Here is a 22,566-nt window from a genome sequence, read left to right as displayed (position 1 = left end):
ATGTCAGGCCGCCGATCCGGTGTAGTGGGAGTCGGTCCGGCCGGCCGGGTACGAGTGCTGACCCGTGGCGCCGTGTCCCGCGGCGCTGTGTCCGGCGTCGTGTCCGGTGGCGCCGCTGCCACCACCGCTATCGGTGCCGGTGCCGGACTGCCGGAACGCGGCCATCCGCGCCGCGACCCCCGTGGCCTGCGGCGCCCGCATCTCCTCGACGATCCGGCCGTCGGCCAGGAACAGGACCCGGTCGGCATAGGCGGCGGCGACCGGGTCGTGCGTCACCATCACCACGGTCTGCCCGAACTCCCGCACCGACTCGCCCAGCAGCATCAGCACCTCGGCCGCGCGCGCCGAGTCCAGCGCGCCGGTCGGCTCGTCCGCGAACAGCAGCGCCGGCCGGTTGACGATGGCCCGGGCGATCGCCACCCGCTGCTGCTGGCCGCCGGACAGCTCGGCCGGGCGGTGGTTCAGCCGGTCGGCCAGCCCGACCCGCTCCAGCAGGGCCCTCGCCCGCCGCTTGTCCACGGCGGTCCCGGCGATCCGGGCCGGCAGCAGCACGTTCTGCCAGACGGTCAGCGTCGGCAGCAGATTGAAGGCCTGGAACACGAAGCCGATGCGGCCCCGGCGGAACCGCGTGGCGGCGGTCTCGTCGGAGGTGTCCAGTTCCTGGCCGCCGATCACGATCCGGCCGGAGTCCGCGCGCTCCAGGCCGGAGGCGCAGTTCAGCAGGGTGCTCTTGCCCGAGCCGGAAGGGCCCATCACGGCGGTGAAGGTGCCGTAGGGCAGGCCCAGGCTCACCTGGTCCAGGGCGGCGACCTTCACCTGGTCGCCGAACGTCTTGCTCACCGATTCCAGACGCAGCGCGTCTTCCATGGCTGTCATGTGATCCAGACTCGCCCGTCGCCGGCCCGGAATCAGGGGTGCTAGTACCAGTCTTCGGAGGGGACTTCGGGCCCGCCGGGATGATCATTGCGTCAGCTGATGATTGCGGCATCAGACACTTCTCGGACCTATCCCATCACCGCCGCCCAAGATGTGAAGATGTGCCACATGCCACACACCCCCGGCACCCACGGCAGCTGTCACCGCGCCCCCACTCGGCGCGCGAACATCACGGCCGGACGCGTCACCGCCTTGCTCCTGCTCGCCCCGGCGATCGGGATGTTCTTCGGCGGCGCGGTGTTCGCGGTGGTGTGCGCGGGGGCCGCGTCGCTGGCCGCGCTGCGGGTGCGGCCGGCCGGGCTGTGGTGGGTGCTGCCGCTGGCGCCGGTGGCGATCTGGGCGGTGTGCGTGGGGCGCGAGGTGTTCGACGCCTCCGGCGGGACCAGCAAGCAGGCGGTCGCGGTGGCGCACGGGATGATCGACGCCTTCCCGGCGATGATGGTGACGCTGCTGGCCACGGCCGCCGTCGCGGCGTTACGCCGGACGCTCCGCCGGAGGTCCGCCGGTGCCTGAGTACGGATCGCCCGAGTACGGATCGCCCGACGGATCGCCCGAGTACGGATCCGGGCCCGGCCGCCGGCCCCGGCAGCAGCCGCGGTTCCAGCCGCCCTACGATCTGTCCCCGCGCGCGCCGGGTTCCCGTCCGCAGGACGACCTGCGCTACTGGTCGCCGCGCCCGCAGCAGGCGCCGCCGCGCCCTCCCGGGCCGCCGCGTCCCGAACGGCCCGGAGGGCCCGGAGGGCCCGAGCGCCGCCAGCCGCGCCGCCGCCGCGCGATCATCACCGCCCGCGCGCTGGCCTGCACCGCCTCCGCCGCGATCGTCCTGGCCAGCGCCGCGACCTGGGCCGCCTACCACAACCTGACCTCGGGCCTGCTCACCTCCGACGCGATCAACCAGATCCGCTCCGGGGAGAAGGGCTACGTCGCTCCGCACCTGGACGGCTCGGTCAACCTCTTGCTGATCGGCCTGGACTCCCGCAAGGATATGAACGGTAATGACCTGCCGACCGACTTCGTGGAGTCCGAACTGCATGCCGGCTCCTCGGACATCGGCGGCTACAACACCAACGTCCTAATCTTCCTGCACATCCCGGCCGACGGCGGCCGGGTCACCGCGTTCTCCATCGCCCGCGACGACTACGTCGAGGAGCCCGGCGGCACCTCGGCCGTCGGCGACCTCCCGGACCTGGGGATGCACAAGATCAAGGAGGCGTACGGCCGGGCCAAGGCGATCGCGGTGGACCGGCTGAAGGCCTCCGGGATGACCGACCAGGCGCAGATCGAGAAGATCAGCCGCGAGGTGGGCCGGGAGTCGACGATCCGGGCCGTGCAGCTGCTCACCGGCGAGCACGTGGACCACCTGGCCGAGATCAACCTGCTGGGCTTCTACGACGTGGCCAAGGCCGTGGGCCCGATCGAGGTCTGCCTGAACCGCCCGGTGGACGACCCGATCGAGGACGGCGCGGGCACCGGGCTGAAGCTGCCGGCCGGGCACTCGACGCTGGACGCCGCCACCGCGCTGCAATTCGTGCGCCAGCGCTTCCACCTGCTGCGCGGCGACTTCGACCGGAACCGGCGGCAGCAGGCGTTCCTGGCGTCGGTGATGTACAAGCTCAAGTCCGAGGGCGTGATCGGCGACCTGGGCAAGATGCAGTCGTTGTTCGACGTCGTGAAGAAGGACGTCGTGATCGACGACAACTGGGACGTGCTGGACTTCGCCTCCCGCGCGCAGAACCTGACCAGCGGGAACGCCGAGTTCCGGGAGCTGCCGATCACCGGGCAGCCGGTGCTGCCCGGCGACGGGTCGGTCAACACGGTGAACCCGTTGCAGATCCGGCAGATCGTGATGACCGGGTTCGGGGACGCGAAGGAGTTCGCGAACGAGATGGCGCAGGACGCCGAGAGCGGGGATTCGGCGGACGCGTTGGGGCCGCGCAGTCTCTCCGATCCGAGTGGCGGGCTCGGGACGGGGCCGGCGGTTCTGCCGGATCAGGCGGGTTCGGGTTCGGGATCGGGATCGGGATCGGGATCGGGCCAGTCCGGCCAGGGGATGTCTTCGGATCTGGCAGGTCAGTCGGGGTCGGGTGTGTCGTCTGCCCTTCCCCCACTTCCGGACGCCCGCGGCGCGGGCACCGGCATGCGGCCGGCGGCGATCGCGCCGCCGGACACGAACACCGTGGTCGACCTCTACAACGGCACCGCCAAGAACGGCCTGGCCACCACGGTCGGCGACTGGCTGTCGGCGTCGGGCTGGCCGGTGGACAAGACCGCCGGCGCGGCGTCCCAGAACCACACCACGATCTTCTACGGCAAGGGCGCGGAGAAGGCCGCCGGACAGCTCGCGACCACGCTCGGTGTCCAGGCCGTCCCGGCCCCCTCGGCACGCACCGCGGCCGGACATGTGCTGATCAGACTCGGCGCCGACTACACTCCGCCCGGTGACCCGCAGCCCGCGGCACCCGGCGACGGGACCGGATCCGGATCCGGTTCCACGGACCCGGCGAACCCGGATCCGTCCGGAACCCAGGATCCGGCGAACTCGCCCGGCATCGCCATGGACAACGGGATCACGTGCGTGAACTGACCGTGTGAACCGACTGCGTGAACTGACCGTGTGAACCGACCGATCGCCCCGGCCCCGCCGTGGCGGCCGACGAACGGAGAGCCCGATGGACCTGCCCAAGCACATGCACTACGAGCACATACCGCATCCGCACATCACCGCCCGGCACGCCGTGGGCCCGGTCAAGGTCGCCGACCAGCACCGCACCGACAACACCTTCACCCGGTTCAACACCAAGGCCGCGCTGCTGATCACCAAGGCCGTGGGCTCGATGTGGTGCGCGTACCTGTTCGCCGCCTTCGACCTGATCAGCCTGCCGTCGGCGATCAGGGGCGGGGCCTCGACGATCGTGGCCTGGGTCGCGCAGACCTTCCTCCAGCTGGTGCTGCTGTCGGTGATCATGGTGGGACAGAACGTGCAGGCCGCGGCCGCCGACGCGCGCAGCGAGGCGACTTACCACGACGCCAGCGCCACACTGCACGAGACCGCGCAGCTCCAGGAGCACCTGGCGGCGCAGGACGCCCTTCTGACCCGGATCGCGGCGCACCTCGGGCTGGACCCGGTCCCGGTGATCGACACCGCGGCGTTCGAGGGCGACGGCAACGGTTCTGCCGCGACCGGTACTACGGATTCCGATGGCGGTAGTGCCGGCGCCAATGGCGGCGGCTCGGGGGCGTAGGCCTCATTCGGCCCGCAGCGCTTGCAGGACGCCGATCCGCACAGCGCGCCGGGCCGGTGCCACCGCGGCCAGCAGCCCGGTGACGAACGCCGCCGGCACCACGACCGCCAGCAACGGGACCGGGATCGAGGGCGGTCCGGGCAGGTGGCCGTTCAGCACGGCGCGGGCCAGCAACCAGCCGATCGGCAGGCCGAGCAGGACGCCGGCGGCGGTCCCGGTCGCCACGGTGACCAACGCCTCGCCGCGAATCAGAGTACGGATATGACTCGCCTCGGCCCCGACCGCGCGGAGCAGGCCGATCTCCCGGGTGCGTTCCAGGACGCTCAACGCCAGGCTGGTGAGCACGGCCAGGATGCCGATCAGCAGGCTCAGCGCGAGCAGCGCGGTCATGATCGTGGCCAGGAGTTGGAAGCCCTGGGCGGCGCGGACGGCGAAGCTGGCGCGGTCGTCGAGAGCGGCCTGCGGATAGCCGGCGAGGACCGCTGCGACGCCCTGACGGGCCGGACCGGTCTGGCCCGGCTCGGTGCGGATCAGGATCTCATCAAGGCCCTGATCCTGCGGCGGATACTCCCTCAGGTAGTCGGATTCGGGGATCAGGAAGGCGCCGAGAACCTGCTCGTTGTCGTAGAGGGCGACGATGCGGACCGGGCGGGTGCCGCCGATCGGGGACGTGATCGGGATCCGCTGGCCGAGGTGCCAGCCGTCGCGCTGGGCGGCGAGGGCGTTGACGGCCATGGTGTCAGGGGCGGCCAGGTCGGCGAGCCGGCCCGCGGTGACGCCCGGGTCGACGTCGGCGGACAGGGTCGCCGGGTCCACGCCGCAGGCTTTCTCGGAGTCGCCGGGCGCCTTGAAGATGCCGCAGGACAGGCCGGTCGCGTGGGCCACGCCGGGCAGCGCCGCGAGGCGCCGGGCCGCACCCGGGTCGAGGGTGGCGCCGGAGCCGGGCGTGGTCGAGGCGACGAGCTCGGCGTGCAGGGAGCGGCGGACGTCCAGTTCGCTGTTGGAGACCAGCGAGGCCGCCATCGCCGCGACGATGGACACCGTCGCCACGGCCACGGCCAGAGTGCCGGCGGTACCGGCCACGCGGCGCGGCTCGCGGGTCATCTGGCGCCCGGCCAGGCGTCCACAGAACCCTGATACCGAGGCCACGAGGGCGCGCGGCCCGGCGGTCAGCGGCCGCACCAACGCCGGAGCGGCCAGCCCCACGCCGAACAGAATCAGGATGCTGCCCAACCCGGCCGGCGCGACGCCCTGGGCCCCGGCCGCCAACGCGGCGCCGCCGAGCACCGCCGGCACCGAGATCACGCGCCGCCACCAGGACAGCCGGCTGTTCTGATCCCCGGTGGCGACGGCGCTCAGCGCGGCCAGCGGCCGGGAGCGGGAAGCGCGCCGGGCGGCCGAGGCGGCGGCCACGATCGAGATGCCGGGGCCGACGACGAAGCACAGGACGACGGTGCGCGCCGCGATGACAGTCGGGCCGGCGGGCAACGGCAGCCCGAAATGGTCGAAGCCCCAGCGCAGCCCGACGGTCACCGCGAGCCCGATCGGCAGCCCGACCAGCGCGCCGACCAGCCCGGTCAGCGACGCCTCGGCGAGCACCAGGCGCGCCAGTTGCAGCCGGCCGGCACCGACGCAGCGCAGAAGCGCGAGTTCGCGGGTGCGCTGCGCGACCGTCACGGCGAAGATGTTCGCGATCAGCAGCGCCGCGACCACCACCGACACCACCGCGAAGACCTGGAGCACCGCGCCGATGGTCGAGGTCACCGACCCCACCTGCGTGACGAGCTGCGCCGCCTGCTGCGCGCCGGTACGGACCGTGTAGTCGCCGCCGACGGCCTTGGTGATGCGGGCCTGCAACACGGTCGGATCGATGCCGCCCGCGCCCACCGCCTCGACCGCCGCGACGGTGTCCCCACTGCCGAGCACCGTGCCGGCCGTCGCCTGATCGAAGCCGACGACGCTGAGCCCGGCGATGTTCTGCGCACCGCCGAACCCGACGGTCCCGGTGACGCTGAAGGCCCGCACGCCGCCGGCCAGCGCCACGTGCAGCGTGCTGCCGGCGGCGAGATGGAGGCTCTGCGCGGTGCCGGCGTCGACGACGGCTTCATCAGGACCCTGAGGCCAGCTGCCGGATTGCAAGTTCACCAGGCGCAGGCGCGGATCAGCGGGAATCGACAGACCGAGGCCACCGAGGCCGGAGGTGGGGTGGCCGTGCTGGTCCAGGGGCATGGCGTAGCCCTCGACGATGCCCTCGGCGGCCACCACGCCGGGCACCGCCCGCACCTTCGACACCAGGGACACGGGCAACGTCGGCGCCCCGGTCAGCACCGAACCGCCGAAGCCGCGTGCGTCGGTCACGACTGCGGAGACGCCTGCGGTCGCGGCATCGGCCTGCTGCTTGATACCGGCGTTGACGGTGTCGGTGAGGATGTAGCTCGACGCGAGGAAAGCGACGGCCGCGGCCACCGCGCCGGCGGTCGCCAAGCCGCGCGCCTTGCGGGCGGCGACGCCTCTGCGCAGGACGGTGACGATGCGCATCAACGGCTCACACTCTCAGTAGCATCAGTACTCTGATTTGTGTTCTCATCCCCGTCCAACTCGTCCAACCGCCGCAGCACCTCAGCCCCCGAAGGCTCCGCGACGTCGTCCACCACCCGGCCGTCGGCGAGCAGCAGCACCCGGTCGGTGCGCGCGGCGGCGGCCGGGTCGTGGGTGACCATCACCACCGTCTGGCCCAGCTCGTCGACGCTGCGCCGCAGCAGGTCCAGCAGTTCGCGGCCGGTGCGCCGGTCCAGGTTGCCGGTGGGCTCGTCGGCGAAGACCACGTCCGGGCCGGTGATCAGGGCCCGGGCCATCGCGACGCGCTGGGCCTGGCCGCCGGAGAGCTGCGCGGGCCGGTGTTCCAGGCGGTCGGCCAGGCCGAGAAGGGTGACCACCGCGTCGAAGTGCTCTGGGTCGGGGCGGCGGCCGGTGAGTTCCAGCGGCAGGACGATGTTCTCTCCGGCGGTGAGGGTCGGCAGCAGGTTGAACGCCTGGAACACGAAACCGATCCGCTCGCGCCGCAGCCGGGTCAGCGCGCGCTCCGGCAGGGCCGTGATCTCGGTGTCGCCGATGCGCACCGTCCCGGCGTCCACGGTGTCCAGCCCCGACAGGCAGTGCAGCAGCGTGGACTTGCCCGATCCCGAAGGGCCCATCACCGCGGTGAAGGTGCCCTTCGGGATCGCGACGTCCACGCCGCGCAGTGCGGGCACGCGGTTCGGCTCGGCGCCGTAGCTCTTGGCGAGGCCGGTAGCAGCGATCATCGTCATACCTAGAAAGCCTAGGCTTTAGGAACCCTAGGTATCAACCCCGAGGCTTCTCAGCGAGCAGACACCGCACCAGCGCGGCGCCGCCCAACACCGCGATGACCCCGCACACTCCGTTCCAACCGAACGCCGAGTAGGCCCGCACTCCGAGCCACGACCCGGCGCTCCCGCCGAGAAACGCGCACGTCATATACGCCGTGTTCAACCGGGCCCGCTCCCGCGGCCGCAGCGCGAAGATCCGGGCCTGATTCGCGACCTGCCCCGACTGCATCGCGACGTCCAACGCGAGCATCCCCGCCGCCAGCCCCACCAGCCCGAGCACCCCGCCGACCGTGCCGAGCAGCAGCACGGCCGCGGCCGCCAACACCCCGAGCAGGCAACGCAGATTCACCGCGTCCGGCCCGAGCCGATCGGTGGCCCGGCCGGCCCGCGGCGTCGCGAACATGCTCCCGGCGCCGACCAACGCCAGCAGCCCGACCGCCGGCGTGCCGAGGTGGTACGTCGGGCCCGTGACGTGCAAAGCCAACGCCGTCCAAGCCGCGCTGAAGCCCGCGAACACCAGCACCTGGTACTGGCACGAACGCCGCAGCAACGGCTCCGCGCGCAACAACCGCACCGACGCGGCCAGCAACGCCGGATACCGCTCGCCGGTACTCGGCGTCGTCACCGGCATCAACACGGCCAACGCCACCGACAACACCAGCACCGCGACAGCCGCGACCAAATACGGCGCCCGCCACCCGAGCCACTGGCCGAGCGTCCCGGAGAACGTGCGGGCCAAAAGGATCCCGCCGATCAGCCCGGACAACAGAGTCCCGGTCACCTCACCGCGCCGCTCCGGCTCGGCCAGCCCGGCCGCCATCGGTATCAGGATCTGCGGGACGACCGTCGTCACCCCGATCAGGGTGCTGGCGACCACCATCGCCGGCAGTGCATCGGCCGTACCGGCCAGGACCAGCCCGACCGCGGTCATCAGCAACAACACCGTGACCAGCCGCCGATGCCGGACCCGGTCCCCGAGCGGCACCAGCAGGAAGATCCCGGCCGCGTACCCGAGTTGGGCACAGGTCGTGACCAGAGCGGCAGAGCTCTTACTCACCTTCAGCCCGTCGGCGATCAGTGGACTGATGGCCTGCGGAAAGTAGATGTTCGCGACGGCCACCCCGCACGCGATCGAGAGCAGCAACGTCAACGGCCGGCTCAGCGCCGGTTTCAGAGCGGGGGCAGGGGATGCGACAAGTGCGGACAAGAGGGCACCTCACAGGACCGGAACCGGTTTAACTGGTTCCATCAAAGTACACCAGTCAAACCGGTTCCGCAGTAAGCTGGACCCGTGACCACCGCAGAACCAGACCCCGTCTTCCGGACCGGCTCCGGCCGCCTGTGCCTGGACTTCATTCGAACCCTGCGATGGCGCGACACACCCCAGGCGCTCGAAGAACTCACCACCCCCGAGGCCCTAGCGGCCTGGGTACGCCAACTCGGGCCCTACGACCCCGACCAACCGATCGCCACGCCGACAGCCCGCACCCTCGCCACGGCGCAAGAAACCCGGGAAGCCGTCCACGCTCTATTGGCAGCCGCGCGCACGACCACCCCCGCAGACTGCCCGTCGGCCGCCCGCCGCCTGCTCAACAAGGTCGCATCCGGCCCGACCCCGCACCCCGTCCTCGACGAAAGCGGCACCCTGACCCACACCGCCGCCGACCCGATCACCGCCGCCCTGGCCGCGATCGCCCGCGACGCCCTCGACCTGGCGACGTCGCCACTGCTCCCCCGCGTCCGCGACTGCGCCAACCCGGCCTGCGGCGCCTGGTTCCTCGACACCTCCCGCCCCGGAACCCGCCGCTGGTGCTCGATGGACCGCTGCGGCAACCAGGCCAAGAAGAACACCTGGCGGGCCAGGCACCCGGAGCACAGCTGAGGTCCCTACATCGGATCCCTACAACGGATGCGGCACCAAAGCGATCCGCCCCGGATCGAACACCCCGCGGCTCGTCGTCTTCGGCCCGACCCGGATCACCGTGTACAGGAACCGCAGCACCTCGGCCCGGCGGCGCAACGGCACCCGCGGCCAATCCAAACCAGCGTCCGGGCCGGTCACGATCCCGTCCACCGCCGAGGCCGAGCGAACCACCACCCCGCCGTGGATATCGCCGAAGGCCGCGTGCTCGACATCGCCGGGCCGCACCTCGGGACGGCGGTTGCCGACCATCGGCAGCGCGGCGACGCGGTCGGCGTCCCACTCCTGCAGGATCCGCACCGCGTCCTGCTGCACATGCACCTCGAACGACGTCGCCCCGATCGAGCGCGCGCACTCCTCCGGCGGGCGGTTGCGTGTCGAGGCGCACGCGTACATGCGGTAGCCGCCGACGACCGAGCCGACCATGCTGTGCCCGCAAGCCATGCACTCGACCAAGCCGGTGAGCAGGTACCCCGAGCGCTCACTACCGTTGCGCGCCCCGTTGGACCGGGGCGCGTGGTCGGCACGCAGCGTGCGCACCCGTTCCCACTCCTCGACGCTGATGCACGGCTCCCACGCCCCGAGCAGATAGCCGCCGTCGTCGGCGCGGACCTGGCCGCGGAAGACGCGGATGCCGGCGTAGCGCGGGGCGTCCAGGATGCGGCCGACGCCGCCCACCGTCCACGCCGAGCCCAGCGCGGTGGGCACGTTGCGATCGTTCAAGTCGAAGGCGATCGCGCGCAGCGTCTCGCCTTCGAGGAAGCGTGAGAAGACCTCGCGGACCACCTTGGACTCGGCCGGGACCACGGCGCCCATGCCCGACTCGTAGCCGAAGGCGCGGCGGCCGCCGCCGTGCGGCCGGCCGGCCAGCGCGGCGCCGCGGTGCGCGGCCCGGGACGCCCGCGAGACGGCCTGCGCGGAGCGCCAGGCGGCGCTCGCGCGGTCGGTCATCGTCCGGCGCTGCGCCGGGTCGGCCAGGTTCCACTCGTCGCCGACGCTGTGCAGCCTGATCCCGTTGCGCTCGCAGGCGTTCAGCAGCCGCACCAGGTCGTGCGCCCGGTGCCGGAGCAGCGAGCCGGGCGCGTACAGGATCAGGTCGTCGACCTTCCTGCGCTCCACGGCGGCCAGCGTCGCGATCCACCCCGGCTTGACGCCCTTGGCCTTCCACACCGTGCGCACGGCGTCGGCCTGCACCGCCGAGGGAGCCACCGTCAGCCGCAGCGCCCGCGCGTACTCGCGGCACCTGAGCTCGCGGACGTCGACAGTGCTCTGATCATCGTCGTCGATGTGCGGTACGCAGCAGTAGATACCCACCGCGGAGTTCGGTTCTCGCATGTCAACCACACCGTGAATCTACTACGCGCCATAGGAGATGGGGAGTCTCAACCGAGGAGAACCGAGGTCACAGCTTGTTAACGTGAACGATGCGGGCCCTGTCGGTCACATCGAGTGAAACCGGCCGGGCACGCACGCGCACAACAAGATGGAGCCGGCGCCTCAGCGAGCTCGACGGCGATTTCCCAATGGAAACAGCCTATCTCGCGCAGCACTTTACACCCCGTGAGTAAGTCGTATGTAGCCTCTCACGCGCGACTCTTTGACCTGCGGCGCGCTTTCTGAAGAAATCGTGAAGGGCGGTCGCGGATATTGCCTTACACGTGGTCGAAGCCGGTTTCAGCTGCCGCGCACACGCATTCCGGAGAACCGGCGCCCCGGGCGCGGGGAATCCGGGTCCAGCCAGCCCACGAGATCGTCGATCACCGCCGGATCGACGTTGGCCGGCGTCGAGTACTCGGCCGGCGTCGAAGGACCGCTGCCGGGCGTGAACATGTGGTTATCGGCGTCATATACGCGGATGTCCACATTAGGCCGATCCCCGACCCCGGCCCGCCACAAAGCGAGATCGTCGGTGACGGTGACCTGGTAGTCGCGGCCGCCCTGCGCGATGAGCATCGGCAGGTCCAAAGCCTCCGCCGTGGCCACCGGATCGTAGGAACGCAAGTCGAGCCAGTAGGCGCCGGAGTAGCCGAGCGGGAGGTCTTCGATCGGCGTCGACCGGGACAGAGCGGGGCTCTCGACGGTCGCCGCCTGCCGCTCCATCACCGCCGCCATCTCGGCCGGCACCAGGCCCAGGCCGGCCAGATGGCGCGCGACCCGGACCGCCGAGCGCTGCATCGGCGTCGCGTCGGCGGCCAGGAGTACGAGCCCTGCGATACCGGGCTCGGCTTCGGCGACCCGCGGCGCCATCTTGGCGCCCATACTGTGCCCGAGGACATAGATGCGGTCGGCGGCGATCGCCGGGCTCTCCCGGAGCCGCCGGAACGCGTCGAGTGCGTAAGGCAGGTACTCGTCGGCCGCCGTGAACTCGATCATCTCGGCCAGGACCTCGGCATGGACCGCGGTGACCTTGTCGAAGCGCAGACTCGCCACGCCCCGGCTGCCCAGCCCCCAGGCCAGATCCTTGAGCGGCTTCAGCGGTCCGGCGGCGCCGTCCCGGTCGAAGGGGCCGCCGCCGGACAGCAGGATCGCGGCCGGGAACGGACCGTCACCGCGCGGCATGGTCAGCGTGCCGGGCACCGCCAGCGGGCCTTCGCCGACCACGACTTCGCGCTCCGTGAACCGCTTCGGGGCGGCGTAAGACGGCACGGTCCACTCCCCGGGCGCTCCGAGGCGCAGACCGTGCAGGAGCCCGTCGTCGGCGGTGGCGATGACGATCACGAGGTCGCCCTTGGCGAAGCTGACCGGGACGCTCACCCGCGTCAGCCCGCCCGGAGCCGATTCGCTGCGCGGCGCACCGAATCCGGCGACCGGGCCGAGCGGCGTGGCCTCGGCGGTCCATCCGGCGCGGACCGCGTCGGCGGAGACCGCGGCCCGCAGTTCCGGCGCGAAGAGCTCCTCGATCCGCTGCCACTGGCCCCGCTCGGCGAACCCCACGAACCGTTGCACCAACTCGGCCGGATCCTTCATCGACTCCATGACTCCCTCTATCTGTCCGTCCGGATGGACGTCTCCGAGGTCAACTATCCACCGGCACCTGGAGGTACGGACGGACACGGAAGTCTTTTGCCGCGTTGAGAAAGGGAGGCGATGCTCATCGGCACCTGATCGCGACATTCATCGGGTTCGGTTCGATTCCCGGCCTATCACCCCTGACACCCTGACGCATTTGCCCTTGTCAGAGAGCTGAGGCCCGACTCTCCCCTGGTTCACCCCGATTCAACCCTCGATTCGCCCCTTTATTCATCACCATGCGTGAGTTAGGCTGACCGATAGTTAGTTAGCGTACCAAAGCTAACTTGTGCCACCTGGAAAGGATCAGGCGTATGACTCTCGCGGACCAGTCGACTGAAGTCCTCGCCGTCCCCGCCTCCCGCGGAGCCTGTCCGTTCGACCCGCCTCCGGCCTATGACCAGGCCCGAGAGCAAAACCCCGTCAGCCGGGTGCAGCTGTTCGACGGCTCCTCCGTGTGGATGCTCACCCGGCACCAGGACATCCGGACCGCGTTGCAGGACCACCGGCTCAGCGCCGACGGCACCAAGCCCGGATTCCCCTTCCTCAGCCCCGGACGCAGACAACTCGGCACGCAGAGCGCGTCCTTCATCCGGATGGACGACCCCGAGCACGCCCGGCTGCGGCGCATGCTCACCTCGGACTTCATCATCAAGCGGGTGGAGGCGCTGCGGCCGCAGGTCAAGGCGATCGCCGCGGACCTGCTGGACACGATGACCCGCGGCAAGAACCACGCCGACCTGGTCACCGAGTTCGCGTTCCCGCTCCCCTCGCTGGTGATCTGCCTGCTGCTGGGCGTCCCCTACGAGGACCACGGCTACTTCCAGAAGCAGAGCCACATCCTGCTGAGCGCCGGCAGCAGCGCCGAACAGGTCCGCGTGGCCCGCGACGATCTGAACGGCTACATCAAGAACCTGGCCGAGGCCAAGCGGGACCACGACGACGAGGACATCATCAGCCGCCTGATCCACCGCGACGAGCTCACCCCCGACGAGATCGCCACGATGGGCACGCTGCTGCTGGTGGCCGGGCACGAGACCACCGCGAACATGACCTCGCTGTCGATCCTCACCCTGCTGCGCAACCCGGACCAGTTGAAGCGGCTGCGCGAGGACCCCGGCCTGATCCGCGGCGCGGTCGAGGAGATGCTGCGCTACCTGTCGATCATCCACCAGGGACTGGCCCGGACGGCGGTCGAGGACCTGGAGATCGGCGGGCAGAGGATCCGGGCCGGCGAAGGCGTGCTGCTGATGATCAACGCGGCCAACCGGGACCACGAGGCCTTCCCGGACGCCGACGCCGTGGACGTCGGCCGGGACGCGCGCCGGCACCTCGCCTTCGGTTTCGGCGTGCACCAGTGCCTGGGCCAGCCGCTGGCCCGCGCCGAACTCCAGATCGCGCTGGACGTCCTGATCAACGGACTGCCGAACCTGCGCCTGGCCGCCCCCTTCGAAGACATCCCGTTCCGCGACGACATGCTCGTCTACGGCGTCCACAGCCTGCCGATCGCATGGTGAGCCCGGCCGAGGACGTCAAGCTGCGCGTCGTGGCCGACCGCTCCAAGTGCATGGGAGCCGGGATGTGCGCGTTGAACGCGCCGGAGGTGTTCGACCAGGACGAGGACGAGGGTCTGGTCGTCGTGCTGGAGCCCGAGCCGTCGGCGGAACACCGTTACGCGGTGCGGGACGCGGTGAATCTGTGTCCTGCGTCGGCGCTGAGATTCGAGAAGGACGAGGCCTGAGCTCGGCTCCGGGCCGATCTTCTCAAGTCCGACCTTCTCAAGCCCGATCGTCTCAGGGTCGATCTCCTCAGGGCCGATCTCTTCAGGGTCGATCTCTTCAAGGCAGATCTTCGTCCCCTGAGACAGCGATCCCATAGCCCGCACCGGCTATCGTCACGATCACGTCCGGCGCGCCGAGTTTGCGGCGCAACCGGCCGACCGTGACCGAGACGGTGCGGGTGAAGGGATCGGCGTTCTCGTCCCACACCTTTTCCAGCAGGTGTTCGGCGCTCATCGGGGCGGGTGCCGCAGCGAGCAGCGCGGCGAGGACCTCGAATTCCTTCGGCGACAGCCGCAGCGGCCGGCCATCCCGGGCCGCCGTGCGCAGCATCGGGTCCAGTTCGACGCCGGCCGCGCGCAACACCCGGGGCCGGGCCGCGGGTCGGCGCCGGGCCAGGGCTTGGACGCGCAGCACCAGTTCGGGGAAGTGGAAGGGCTTGGGCAGGTAGTCGTCGGCGCCCAGGCACAGACCCTGGACGCGTTCGTCGGGCGCACCCGCCGCGGTGAGCATGAGGACCAGTGCCGGGTCCGCGGACTCGGCGATCTGGCGGCAGAGCACGTCTCCGTGCAGGCCCGGGAGGTCCCGGTCGAGGACCACGACGTCGTAGTCCGTCGACGCGCACTTCTCCGAGGCCGTCAGGCCGTCGTAGGCGACGTCCACCGCCATGCCCTGGTCCCGCAGCCCCTCGCCGATGTCGTCGGCGAGCCGGCGGACGTCCTCCACGACCAGGACCCTCACAGCTCCACCTCCGCGCACAGTCCGCCCTCGTCCCGGGCCCGTAGCAGGAGCCTGCCATGATGCACGGCGACGATCGCCGCGACGATGGACAGGCCCAGGCCGGTGCCCGGCTGCGACGTGCGCTGTGTGCGCTGCGGGCCGAGGCGCTGGAACGGTTGTCCGAGCAGGTCCACTTCGGCCTGGGTCAGGATCGGACCGCCGTTCTCGACGACGATGTGAGCGCGGGTACGGGTGCCGGTGCCGGTACGGGTGCCGGTGCCGGTGCTGGTGCTGGTGCTGGTGCTGGTGCTGGTGCTGGTGCTGGTGCTGTCAGCCTCATCGCGCGGTGTCGTGACCTGCGCACGCACCCAGCCGCCGGGCTCGTTGTGCTGGATCGCGTTATCCACGAGGTTGTCGACGAGACTCGCCAACAGCGTGCCGTTGCCCCGATACAGCGCCTCCCCCGCCTCCCGTTGCACCGACAGGTGCTTCTCCTCGATCGCGGCCGTGCGCGCTCGGAACGCGGCGTCGAGCAGGTCCGGCAACGACACGTCCGAGGTCTCCATCCGCTCGACGTTCTGGGTCCGGGCCAACAACAGCAGCCCTTCCAGCAACCGGTCCGCGGCGTCCAGACCCTCGCGCAGCTTCCCGCCGAGCACGTCCACTTCACGCGGCCGCCCCGGCTTGGCGACCGCCACGTCGAGGGACGTGCGCATCATGGCCAGTGGGGTCCGCAACTCGTGAGAAGCGTTCGCGATGAATCGGCGCTGCGCCTCGAAGGCCGCTTCCAACCGGCCGAGCAGACCGTCGATCGTGGTGGCCAGTTCGGTCATCTCGTCGCGCGGACCGGCCAGCGCCAGGCGTTCGTGCAGGTTCTGCTCGGAGATCGTGCGCGTCCGGAAGGTCATGGTCCGCAGAGGACTGAGAACCCGGCCGGCGACGATCCAGCCGAGCAGGGCCGACATCGCGGCCATCGCCGCCAGGACCATGGCCGACTGCGCGGCGGCCGCGCGCACCGTGGCCCAGGTGGGACTGACCGTGCCAGCGGCCGGCCGGAATACGCGCAGCACATCGGACATGCCCGGCACTGGTGACGGCGGGGACGGCGGCGCCGGATCGAACGTGACCAGGATCGGGCTGCGGAACACCAGATACAGCGCGACGGCGAGCAGGACTATGCCGGAGGCGAGGAAGAGCGCCGCGTAGAGCAGCGTCAACCGCATCCGGATCCTGCGCGGATACCACGGGACGGACATCACCCAAGTATCAGGGCCCGGTGTCAACAACCGGGTAACAGCCTCGGTGACCCGGCTGTTGCCGGGCTTCGCCTAGACCGGGGACATGAAACTCAGTAAACGCAACGGCGCGGCGGCGCTCGGGCTGGCCTTGAGCGCCACCGGCTTCGGCCTGGCCGGCACCGCCAGTGCGGCGCAGGACGCCGATTCGCAGGCTTCTGCGACGCCAGTAGTCACCTGGCAGGCGTGCCCGCAGTATTCGGACGACGTCCTGGGGTTCCTCGGCGTCCAGCCGAAGGACCGGGCGGCCTTCCGGGCGATGTGGGCGCGCACGGACTGCGGAACGGGGAGCGTCCCGCTGGACTATCGGCATCCGGAGGGGCGGCACGTCACGATCGCGTTCACCCGGCTGAGGGCCAAGGATCAGGCGCACCGCCAGGGAATCCTGTTCATGAACCCCGGCGGTCCGGGCGGCAGCGGCTATCTGATGCCGGAGCAGGTGGCCTTGCAGAACTCCGCCGACGCGCAGCTCAACGACCAGTACGACCTGATCGGCTTCGATCCGCGCGGCATCGGTTACAGCAGCTCCTACGACTGCTCGGGCCTCCAGGGCGGACCGCCGCCGCAGTCCGGGCAGATGACGAAGGCACAGGTGAAGCAGGCGTACGACCAATCGGCGAAGACCAATACCGCGTGCTCTTCTTCGAACCCTGCGTTCCTGGGCCAGCTCACGACCGCGAACGCGGCGCGGGACCTGGACCAACTGCGGCGTGCACTGCACGAGCGGCAGGCGAGCTACTTCGGCGTCTCGTGGGGTACCCAGCTCGGCGCGGTGTACCGGAGCATGTTCCCGGCGACGATCCATCGCATGTGGCTGGACAGCGTCGTCTCACCCCACGCTTACGATCTGGCGTACCGCATGGACGACTCGGCGCAGGCGATGGAACAGGACTTCGCGCTGTTCGCGGCCTGGCTGGCGCAGCGCGACGACGTTTACGGCCTGGGCGACACCACCCAGGCCGTAACCGCGCGGGTGCTGGCCTTGCGCGAGCAGGGCGACACGCACCCGTGGCAGTTCTCTGATCTGGCCTCGCCGTTGGGCGGCGGCTTCATAGCCTTCCTCGCGAGCTCGCAGAACACCGGCTGGGAGCAGGCTGCGGCCGTCCTGAAGAACATGATGACCGCGGTCTCCGGCCAGTCGGCCCCGCCCGGGGTAAGGGCCGCAGCCAACATCAACGGCCCGCTTCCCCCGCCGCCCAGCGGTGCCCCGCAGGCCTTCAATCCGACGGCGCAGCAGGCGTATCTGTGCAACGAGGACGACAGCTCCCGCGCCTTCGAGCCGCTGTGGGACGAGTACCAGCGCAACCTCCGTCAGGCCCCGGTCACCGGCGACCTCACGGCGCTGCGTCCCACCTGCGCGGGCTGGACGCTGCCGGTGCGGCACTTCACGCTGCGGTACAGCTCGGGGTCGCTGGAGATGTCAGGGCACCGATACGAGACGCTGACGCCGTATCCGTGGGTGCGGCAGATGCAGGACACGATCGGCGGGACGGTGTTCACGGTCGACGACTTCCGGCACGGTTCGCTGGCGCAGGTGCCGGTGTGCGCCACGCATCTGGCCGCTTACTTCGAGACCGGCGCTGCCGACTCGGGTTCGTGCCCGGGTTTGCAGCCCGGCGCGTAGTCGGCGGCTGATTTCGCGCCACGACTAACTTCGCGCCACGACTAACTTCGGGCCACGACTAACTTCTCGCCGCGGCTGACCTTGCACCACGGCTGAGTTCGCGCCGCTGTGGACATGCCGCTGGATCGCCGGCGGCTTACCCACAGCGGCGCTTTCGTCTTGAGGTTTATATCAGGACGCGTTGACACATGCCGGATTCGTTCCTACGCTCCGCCGCGTGCCACCCGGCACCATGCCACCACCCTCGCCCCATGGAGATCCCATGCTCAAGCGAACAGCGGCGATGCTCGCCGCGGCGGCCGTGACCATCGCGACCGCGCTCACCCTGACCGCCGGCACCGCGACGGCCGGCACCGCGACCGCCACGCCGCGTCCGCACGTCAACGTCACCCTGGCCAGCACCATCGCCCTGGACGACTGCTCCGCCTCGCTCGTCCGCTACCCCACCTCGCAGGACACCGACCAGGCACTGATGCTCACCGCCGGGCACTGCTTCGAGGGCGGCATGCCCTCGGCCGGCCAGGTGCTGCAAAACGTCGCGAGCAGCCGCTCGGGCACCCTGCTGGACGCGAACGGCAACCAACTGGGCACGGTCCAGGCCGACAAGCTGCTCTACGCGACCATGACCAACACCGACATCGCGATCTACGAACTCACCGACACCTACACCTCGCTGAACAGCGAGTACGGCGCCACCGCCCTCACCATCTCCGCCTCGCACCCGACGAGCGGCGACACCATAGCCATCCCCTCGGCCTACTGGGACCGCACCTGGAGCTGCAATCTCAACGGCTTCGCGGGTACGGTCGAAGAGGACCAGTGGACCTGGCACGACTCGCTGCGCTACGGCCTGACCGGATGCAGCGTCATCGGCGGCAGCTCCGGCTCCCCGGTCGTGGACACCAGCACCGGCGACGTCATCGGCGTGAACAACACGATCAACGAGGACGGCCAGATGTGCACGCTGGACAACCCCTGCGAGGTGAACCCGGACGGGACCACCACCGAGACGAAGGGACAAGGGTACGGGCAGGAGACGTACTGGATCACCACGTGCCTGAACTCGTCGAACGCGATCGATCTGACGATCTCCGGGTGCATGCTGCCCAAGCCGTGACGATGGTGCGGTAGAACGATGCGGGCCCCTGGCTGGGGCGCAACGAAACAGACAGGGGCCCGTAGATAAGGACTCTCCATTGCCCGCGGCCGACATCAACAAGCGTGCTCCGCGAGACGAAGGCGGCACGTCTACCAACTCGATGAGCTGGGACTGGGGCGAAGAAGGCGGCGACTCCCTGATCCTCCAGGTATCCAACGACCACTGCGTCGTCACCGCGAGCTCGGGTTGGAGGTGCTGCTACGCGCCGACGATCTGCCAGCGTTGCGGACCGACTACATGTGGGTGGAGGCGGGGTAGGTCGCGGCAGGACGAGCCCGCCGCCCAGCCGCTCAGCCGCTCAGCCGCCCAGCCACCCAGCCACCCAGCCACCCCACGGTATGCATCAGGGCTAATGCCTGCTCCTTGCCCGCCGTATCAGGGTTGGAACAGCTTCCATTGCCCCTCAGACACGACCTGCGTGACGCCGTCGACCACGCTGATGGCCGTGTCGTCGTCGATCGCGTAGGTCGGGGCGGGAATCCGTGCCGCCCACTTCTCCGCGTTGGCCGTCGAGGCGTCGGCGTGGTCCGGGTGCTGAAAGTGCGGGATGACCGCGAAGTCGACGAGCCCGACGCCCTGCCCGGTGACCAGGATCCGGTCGATGTCGCCCTGAGGCGAGGTGAAGACGACCTCCTCCGACTTCAGCAGCCCGCTGCTCGCACGCGGCGGCTCCTCATAGGTCTCGACGAAGGTCGAGGTCGCCGCGATACTCCCCGCGCTCACCCCCACGTAGACCGCCTCGGAACGCAGCGTCGGCAACACGGCGGCCAGGCCCGAGCGGCGCATCCAGTCGGCGAGGAACAGCGGGTCGCCGCCCCACACCAGCAGCGCGTCAGCGTCCCGGACCGCCGGCAGCCACGCGGCCTCATCAATGCTCGGCAGCGCCGTCAACTCCAGGATCCCCATCGACTTCCAGCCCAACTCGGCCAACGGCGACGCGGTCTTGCCGCTGACCGCCCGCCACGCCCCGCGAGCCCCGCCGGGGAAGGGGTACATGGCGGTGGGGATGAAGAGCGCGTCGCACTCGGCGATCGGCTTGCCCAACAACTCGACGAGGGCGTCGTGGATGCTCGCGTTCTTGATGCCTGCGGACGTGAGGAGAAGCCTCATGACACCTTCCTTCAGCGATCACGGGCGGTACCCATGGCGAGCCAGGAGCATACCCAGCTCCATGTGCGCACGGTGATCTCCGTCGCCTGGATCGTCCGGGCAAGACTGCCGGCTGGCACCCGCGACCCGCGCCACCGAGGATGGACCACATGGACCACATCGACGACTCGCCGAAACCGCTGCCGCCCGAAGATGTCATCCGCGTTCTGGAGAGCATGTCGTACTTCCAGAAGCGGTCTTTGAAGAAGGCCGGCTTCAAGTGGGACGGACTCCACCGACTGGCCGGCGCGGTATACGGCGCCGGCCTGGTCGAGGCGGTGCTGGCCTGCCACACCGACCTGCTTGGCCGCCCGGCGCGCGCCGCCGAGCCCGAGAAGGCCGCCGCCGCGCAGCGGCATCCCGGGGTCAGCGCCGTGAAGTCGTCCGGATTGTCGATGGATGTCTCGGCCAGCGGCCGCGCCCGGATGAACATCACCCCTGAGGCGGAAGCCATGGTGGACGCCTACAGGCAGGCGCAGAAGCAAGCCAAGAAGGAGCAGCGCGGGCGGCCGCCCGGCGACCGCAAGCTTCCCTGAGCATCCGCCCGGCCTGCCATCGTCCGGCCATTCAACCGTCCGGCCCGCACACCGACCTCACCTCAGTAACCGCCGATACGGACCACGGCGCACCGGAACCGCTAGAACCGCCATCCGGGTCAGGCCCGAGCCGCCAGCGCGTCCAGTTCCTTGAACTGCTCCGGACTGAGCCGCAGCCCCGCCGCCGCCACGTTCTCCTCCATATGGGCCATCGACGCGGTACCGGGAATCGCCACCATGTTCTCGGCACGCGCCAGCAACCACGCGAGCGCGACCTGGGCCGGAGTGGCCGCGAGCTGCGCGGCGATGCCGTCGAGGGGACCGCCGACGCGGGCGAGCGCTCCGAAGTCCAGCGGGAACCAGGACACGAAGGGCAGGCTTTCCCGCGTACAGTAATCGAGCACGTCCTCGTGCTTGCGCTCGGTGACACTGTACTGATTCTGCACAGACGCGACGGTGATGATCTCCCTGGCGACGACGATCTGCTCCACGGTCACCTCGTTGAGCCCGATCGCCCCGATCTTGCCCTCCTCCTGCAATTCCTTCATCACGCCGATCTGCTCCTCGAACGGCACAGCTGGATCCACCTGGTGCAGCTGGTACAGATCAACGTGCTCGACGCCCAGACGCCGCAGGCTCAAGGCGCACTCCTGCCGCAGGAACTCCGGCCGCCCGACGGTGGCGTACGAGCCGGGCCCCCACTGCACCTGGCCACCCTTGGTCGTGATCAGCACATGCTCGGGATACGGATACAGAGCCTCGCGGATGACTTCCTCACTAATGTGCGGGCCGTAGACGGCCGCAGTGTCGATGAAGTCGACGCCGAGATCAACGGCACGCCGCAGGAGCTCGATGAGCGGACGCCGGTCCGCGGGCTCGCCCCAAAGGTTCGGCCCGATCAGCCGCATGGCCCCGAACCCAAGCCGGTGCACGCGCTTGCCGGCGATCTCGATCGTTCCGGAACCGTGGTTGACAAGGCCCTCGTTACGCTGAACCTCAGACATGGGTCTCCTTACGTTTATGGCGCCATCTGCCTCTATCGCGCCAAGCCTATGAAGAACCCTAAACAGGGGGACATGCACATGCTTGAACCTGAGCGACGTCCCGATGGAACATCCGCGACACCCATCGACGGGGCGCCGCACGATGTGCGCGGGTCGTCCACGCTCAAGTCCCGACCGGGCGACGCCGCGCCGACCCCCTCCGACGGCCTCGGCGCCTCCGATACCCCAGCGTCTCGGATCCCACCGGCGACCCCGCCGGTCCCGCCGACCCCACCGCTGCCTTCGAAGCCTTCCGACACGCATGGACCACCCAGATCGGCGACGGCTTCCCACTCCCCGCGGACCAAATGGCCGTCTCAGGCGTGTACTGCACGTTCGCCTGCATAGGATCGATTTTCTCCGCCAGCCTCACCGGCATCGCCTTCGGCGGCGCAGCCACCGACCACGGCCTGCACGTGGTGGCGTGGTTCATCTGCGTCATTGGGACCGTGAACCTGCTGAAGGCGGTGCTGGATCGGACGATTCCGGCGCGGGCCTGGCGGTGAGGAAAAAGCCTGAATGCGCGGGTCCTCGTTGAGGACCGGTCCTCTTGGCTTGTCCATACGCTGGTGCCCGTCCGAAGGAGCCGAGCCCATCGGCGTCACCCGGCTCAGTCCCTATATGCGCGCACAAATATGCATGCCGCGCAGCCAGGGCTCTGAACTGCTCGCTGATCAGCGCTGACAGTACCGGCCGCCGATAGAGGAGTGCTATGGACGGGAAAAGCTGGCACCAGGAACCTGCTAAGCCGAACAATCCGAGCCAGCAACGGCCTCAGCCGACAATGCCGGTCCCGCCAGCAGCCAT

At 70.0% G+C, this 22,566-nt stretch carries 20 protein-coding genes; 10 read left to right on the top strand and 10 right to left on the bottom strand.

Annotated features, from left to right (window positions below; translation table 11 throughout):
* Positions 1-3 precede the first annotated feature (3 nt).
* Complete coding sequence (locus tag IZR01_RS12815; protein ID WP_369125351.1) at positions 4-867, bottom strand: ABC transporter ATP-binding protein; 864 nt, start codon at positions 865-867, stop codon at positions 4-6.
* A 177-nt stretch (positions 868-1,044) separates the two neighbouring features.
* On the opposite strand from IZR01_RS12815, the gene IZR01_RS12810 reads away from it, so the two are divergent.
* The 3 genes from IZR01_RS12810 (at position 1,045) to IZR01_RS12800 (ending at position 4,178) form a co-directional block, all read left to right on the top strand.
* Positions 1,045-1,449: a DUF6542 domain-containing protein gene (locus IZR01_RS12810; RefSeq protein WP_194892340.1), complete on the top strand. Its 405-nt coding sequence runs from the start codon at positions 1,045-1,047 to the stop codon at positions 1,447-1,449.
* The gene (locus IZR01_RS12805; protein ID WP_194892339.1) at positions 1,442-3,520 is read left to right on the top strand and encodes an LCP family protein; all 2,079 of its coding nucleotides are present in this window, start codon (positions 1,442-1,444) and stop codon (positions 3,518-3,520) included. Before IZR01_RS12810 ends, IZR01_RS12805 begins: the two co-directional genes overlap by 8 nt.
* Before the next feature lie 85 nt (positions 3,521-3,605).
* Positions 3,606-4,178 carry a DUF1003 domain-containing protein gene (locus IZR01_RS12800; protein ID WP_194892338.1) on the top strand — a complete coding sequence of 191 codons (573 nt, stop codon included), beginning with the start codon at positions 3,606-3,608 and terminating at the stop codon, positions 4,176-4,178.
* Positions 4,179-4,181: 3 nt separating this feature from the next.
* Here the strand turns inward: IZR01_RS12800 and IZR01_RS12795 are convergent, their stop codons facing one another.
* Genes IZR01_RS12795 through IZR01_RS12785 form a run of 3 tightly spaced genes read right to left on the bottom strand, consistent with a single transcriptional unit; the run spans position 4,182 to position 8,675 of the window.
* A complete protein-coding gene (locus IZR01_RS12795; RefSeq protein WP_194923930.1) occupies positions 4,182-6,716 on the bottom strand; it encodes an FtsX-like permease family protein in 2,535 nt (844 codons plus the stop codon).
* Positions 6,716-7,486 carry an ABC transporter ATP-binding protein gene (locus IZR01_RS12790; RefSeq protein WP_194923929.1) on the bottom strand — a complete coding sequence of 257 codons (771 nt, stop codon included), beginning with the start codon at positions 7,484-7,486 and terminating at the stop codon, positions 6,716-6,718. Before IZR01_RS12790 ends, IZR01_RS12795 begins: the two co-directional genes overlap by 1 nt.
* Positions 7,487-7,520: 34 nt before the next feature.
* Positions 7,521-8,675 carry an MFS transporter gene (locus IZR01_RS12785; protein ID WP_228554020.1) on the bottom strand — a complete coding sequence of 385 codons (1,155 nt, stop codon included), beginning with the start codon at positions 8,673-8,675 and terminating at the stop codon, positions 7,521-7,523.
* A gap of 141 nt (positions 8,676-8,816) precedes the next feature.
* On the opposite strand from IZR01_RS12785, the gene IZR01_RS12780 reads away from it, so the two are divergent.
* Entirely contained in the window at positions 8,817-9,407 is a 591-nt protein-coding gene (locus IZR01_RS12780) for a CGNR zinc finger domain-containing protein (protein WP_194923927.1), read from the top strand.
* Between the two features lie 18 nt (positions 9,408-9,425).
* On the opposite strand, the gene IZR01_RS12775 is transcribed toward IZR01_RS12780, so the two are convergent.
* Complete coding sequence (locus IZR01_RS12775) at positions 9,426-10,781, bottom strand: recombinase family protein (RefSeq protein ID WP_194892333.1); 1,356 nt, start codon at positions 10,779-10,781, stop codon at positions 9,426-9,428.
* Between the two features lie 339 nt (positions 10,782-11,120).
* Positions 11,121-12,422: an alpha/beta hydrolase gene (locus IZR01_RS12770; RefSeq protein WP_194892332.1), complete on the bottom strand. Its 1,302-nt coding sequence runs from the start codon at positions 12,420-12,422 to the stop codon at positions 11,121-11,123.
* A gap of 347 nt (positions 12,423-12,769) precedes the next feature.
* On the opposite strand from IZR01_RS12770, the gene IZR01_RS12765 reads away from it, so the two are divergent.
* Positions 12,770-13,972, top strand: coding sequence for a cytochrome P450 (locus tag IZR01_RS12765; RefSeq protein ID WP_194892331.1), 1,203 nt, complete (start codon positions 12,770-12,772; stop codon positions 13,970-13,972).
* A complete protein-coding gene (locus tag IZR01_RS12760) occupies positions 13,966-14,196 on the top strand; it encodes a ferredoxin (RefSeq protein WP_194892330.1) in 231 nt (76 codons plus the stop codon). The genes IZR01_RS12765 and IZR01_RS12760 overlap by 7 nt, the downstream gene beginning before the upstream one ends.
* A gap of 97 nt (positions 14,197-14,293) precedes the next feature.
* On the opposite strand, the gene IZR01_RS12755 is transcribed toward IZR01_RS12760, so the two are convergent.
* Both IZR01_RS12755 and IZR01_RS12750 read right to left on the bottom strand, forming a co-directional pair.
* The gene (locus tag IZR01_RS12755) at positions 14,294-14,974 is read right to left on the bottom strand and encodes a response regulator transcription factor (protein WP_194923926.1); all 681 of its coding nucleotides are present in this window, start codon (positions 14,972-14,974) and stop codon (positions 14,294-14,296) included.
* The gene (locus tag IZR01_RS12750) at positions 14,971-16,209 is read right to left on the bottom strand and encodes a sensor histidine kinase (protein ID WP_194923925.1); all 1,239 of its coding nucleotides are present in this window, start codon (positions 16,207-16,209) and stop codon (positions 14,971-14,973) included. Before IZR01_RS12750 ends, IZR01_RS12755 begins: the two co-directional genes overlap by 4 nt.
* 85 nt (positions 16,210-16,294) lie before the next feature.
* Between IZR01_RS12750 and IZR01_RS12745 the strand changes: the two genes are divergently transcribed.
* Together IZR01_RS12745 and IZR01_RS12740 are read left to right on the top strand one after the other, a co-directional pair.
* The gene (locus IZR01_RS12745; RefSeq protein WP_194923924.1) at positions 16,295-17,872 is read left to right on the top strand and encodes an alpha/beta fold hydrolase; all 1,578 of its coding nucleotides are present in this window, start codon (positions 16,295-16,297) and stop codon (positions 17,870-17,872) included.
* A gap of 262 nt (positions 17,873-18,134) precedes the next feature.
* Positions 18,135-18,989, top strand: a complete 855-nt coding sequence (locus IZR01_RS12740) for a S1 family peptidase (protein WP_194923923.1) — start codon at positions 18,135-18,137, stop codon at positions 18,987-18,989.
* Positions 18,990-19,406: 417 nt separating this feature from the next.
* Here the strand turns inward: IZR01_RS12740 and IZR01_RS12735 are convergent, their stop codons facing one another.
* Positions 19,407-20,141, bottom strand: coding sequence for a Type 1 glutamine amidotransferase-like domain-containing protein (locus tag IZR01_RS12735; RefSeq protein WP_194923922.1), 735 nt, complete (start codon positions 20,139-20,141; stop codon positions 19,407-19,409).
* Positions 20,142-20,290: 149 nt separating this feature from the next.
* Between IZR01_RS12735 and IZR01_RS12730 the strand changes: the two genes are divergently transcribed.
* Positions 20,291-20,716: a hypothetical protein gene (locus IZR01_RS12730; RefSeq protein ID WP_194892324.1), complete on the top strand. Its 426-nt coding sequence runs from the start codon at positions 20,291-20,293 to the stop codon at positions 20,714-20,716.
* A 119-nt stretch (positions 20,717-20,835) separates the two neighbouring features.
* Here IZR01_RS12730 and IZR01_RS12725 read toward each other — a convergent pair whose 3' ends face one another.
* Positions 20,836-21,720, bottom strand: a complete 885-nt coding sequence (locus tag IZR01_RS12725) for an aldo/keto reductase (RefSeq protein ID WP_194923921.1) — start codon at positions 21,718-21,720, stop codon at positions 20,836-20,838.
* A gap of 347 nt (positions 21,721-22,067) precedes the next feature.
* On the opposite strand from IZR01_RS12725, the gene IZR01_RS12720 reads away from it, so the two are divergent.
* The gene (locus IZR01_RS12720) at positions 22,068-22,265 is read left to right on the top strand and encodes a hypothetical protein (protein ID WP_194923920.1); all 198 of its coding nucleotides are present in this window, start codon (positions 22,068-22,070) and stop codon (positions 22,263-22,265) included.
* Positions 22,266-22,566: the final 301 nt, after the last annotated feature.

This window comes from Catenulispora pinisilvae (genome assembly GCF_015356865.1).
GTDB classification, from domain to species: Bacteria; Actinomycetota; Actinomycetes; order Streptomycetales; family Catenulisporaceae; genus Catenulispora; species Catenulispora pinisilvae.
This window is presented reverse-complemented; position numbering and strand designations above follow the sequence as displayed.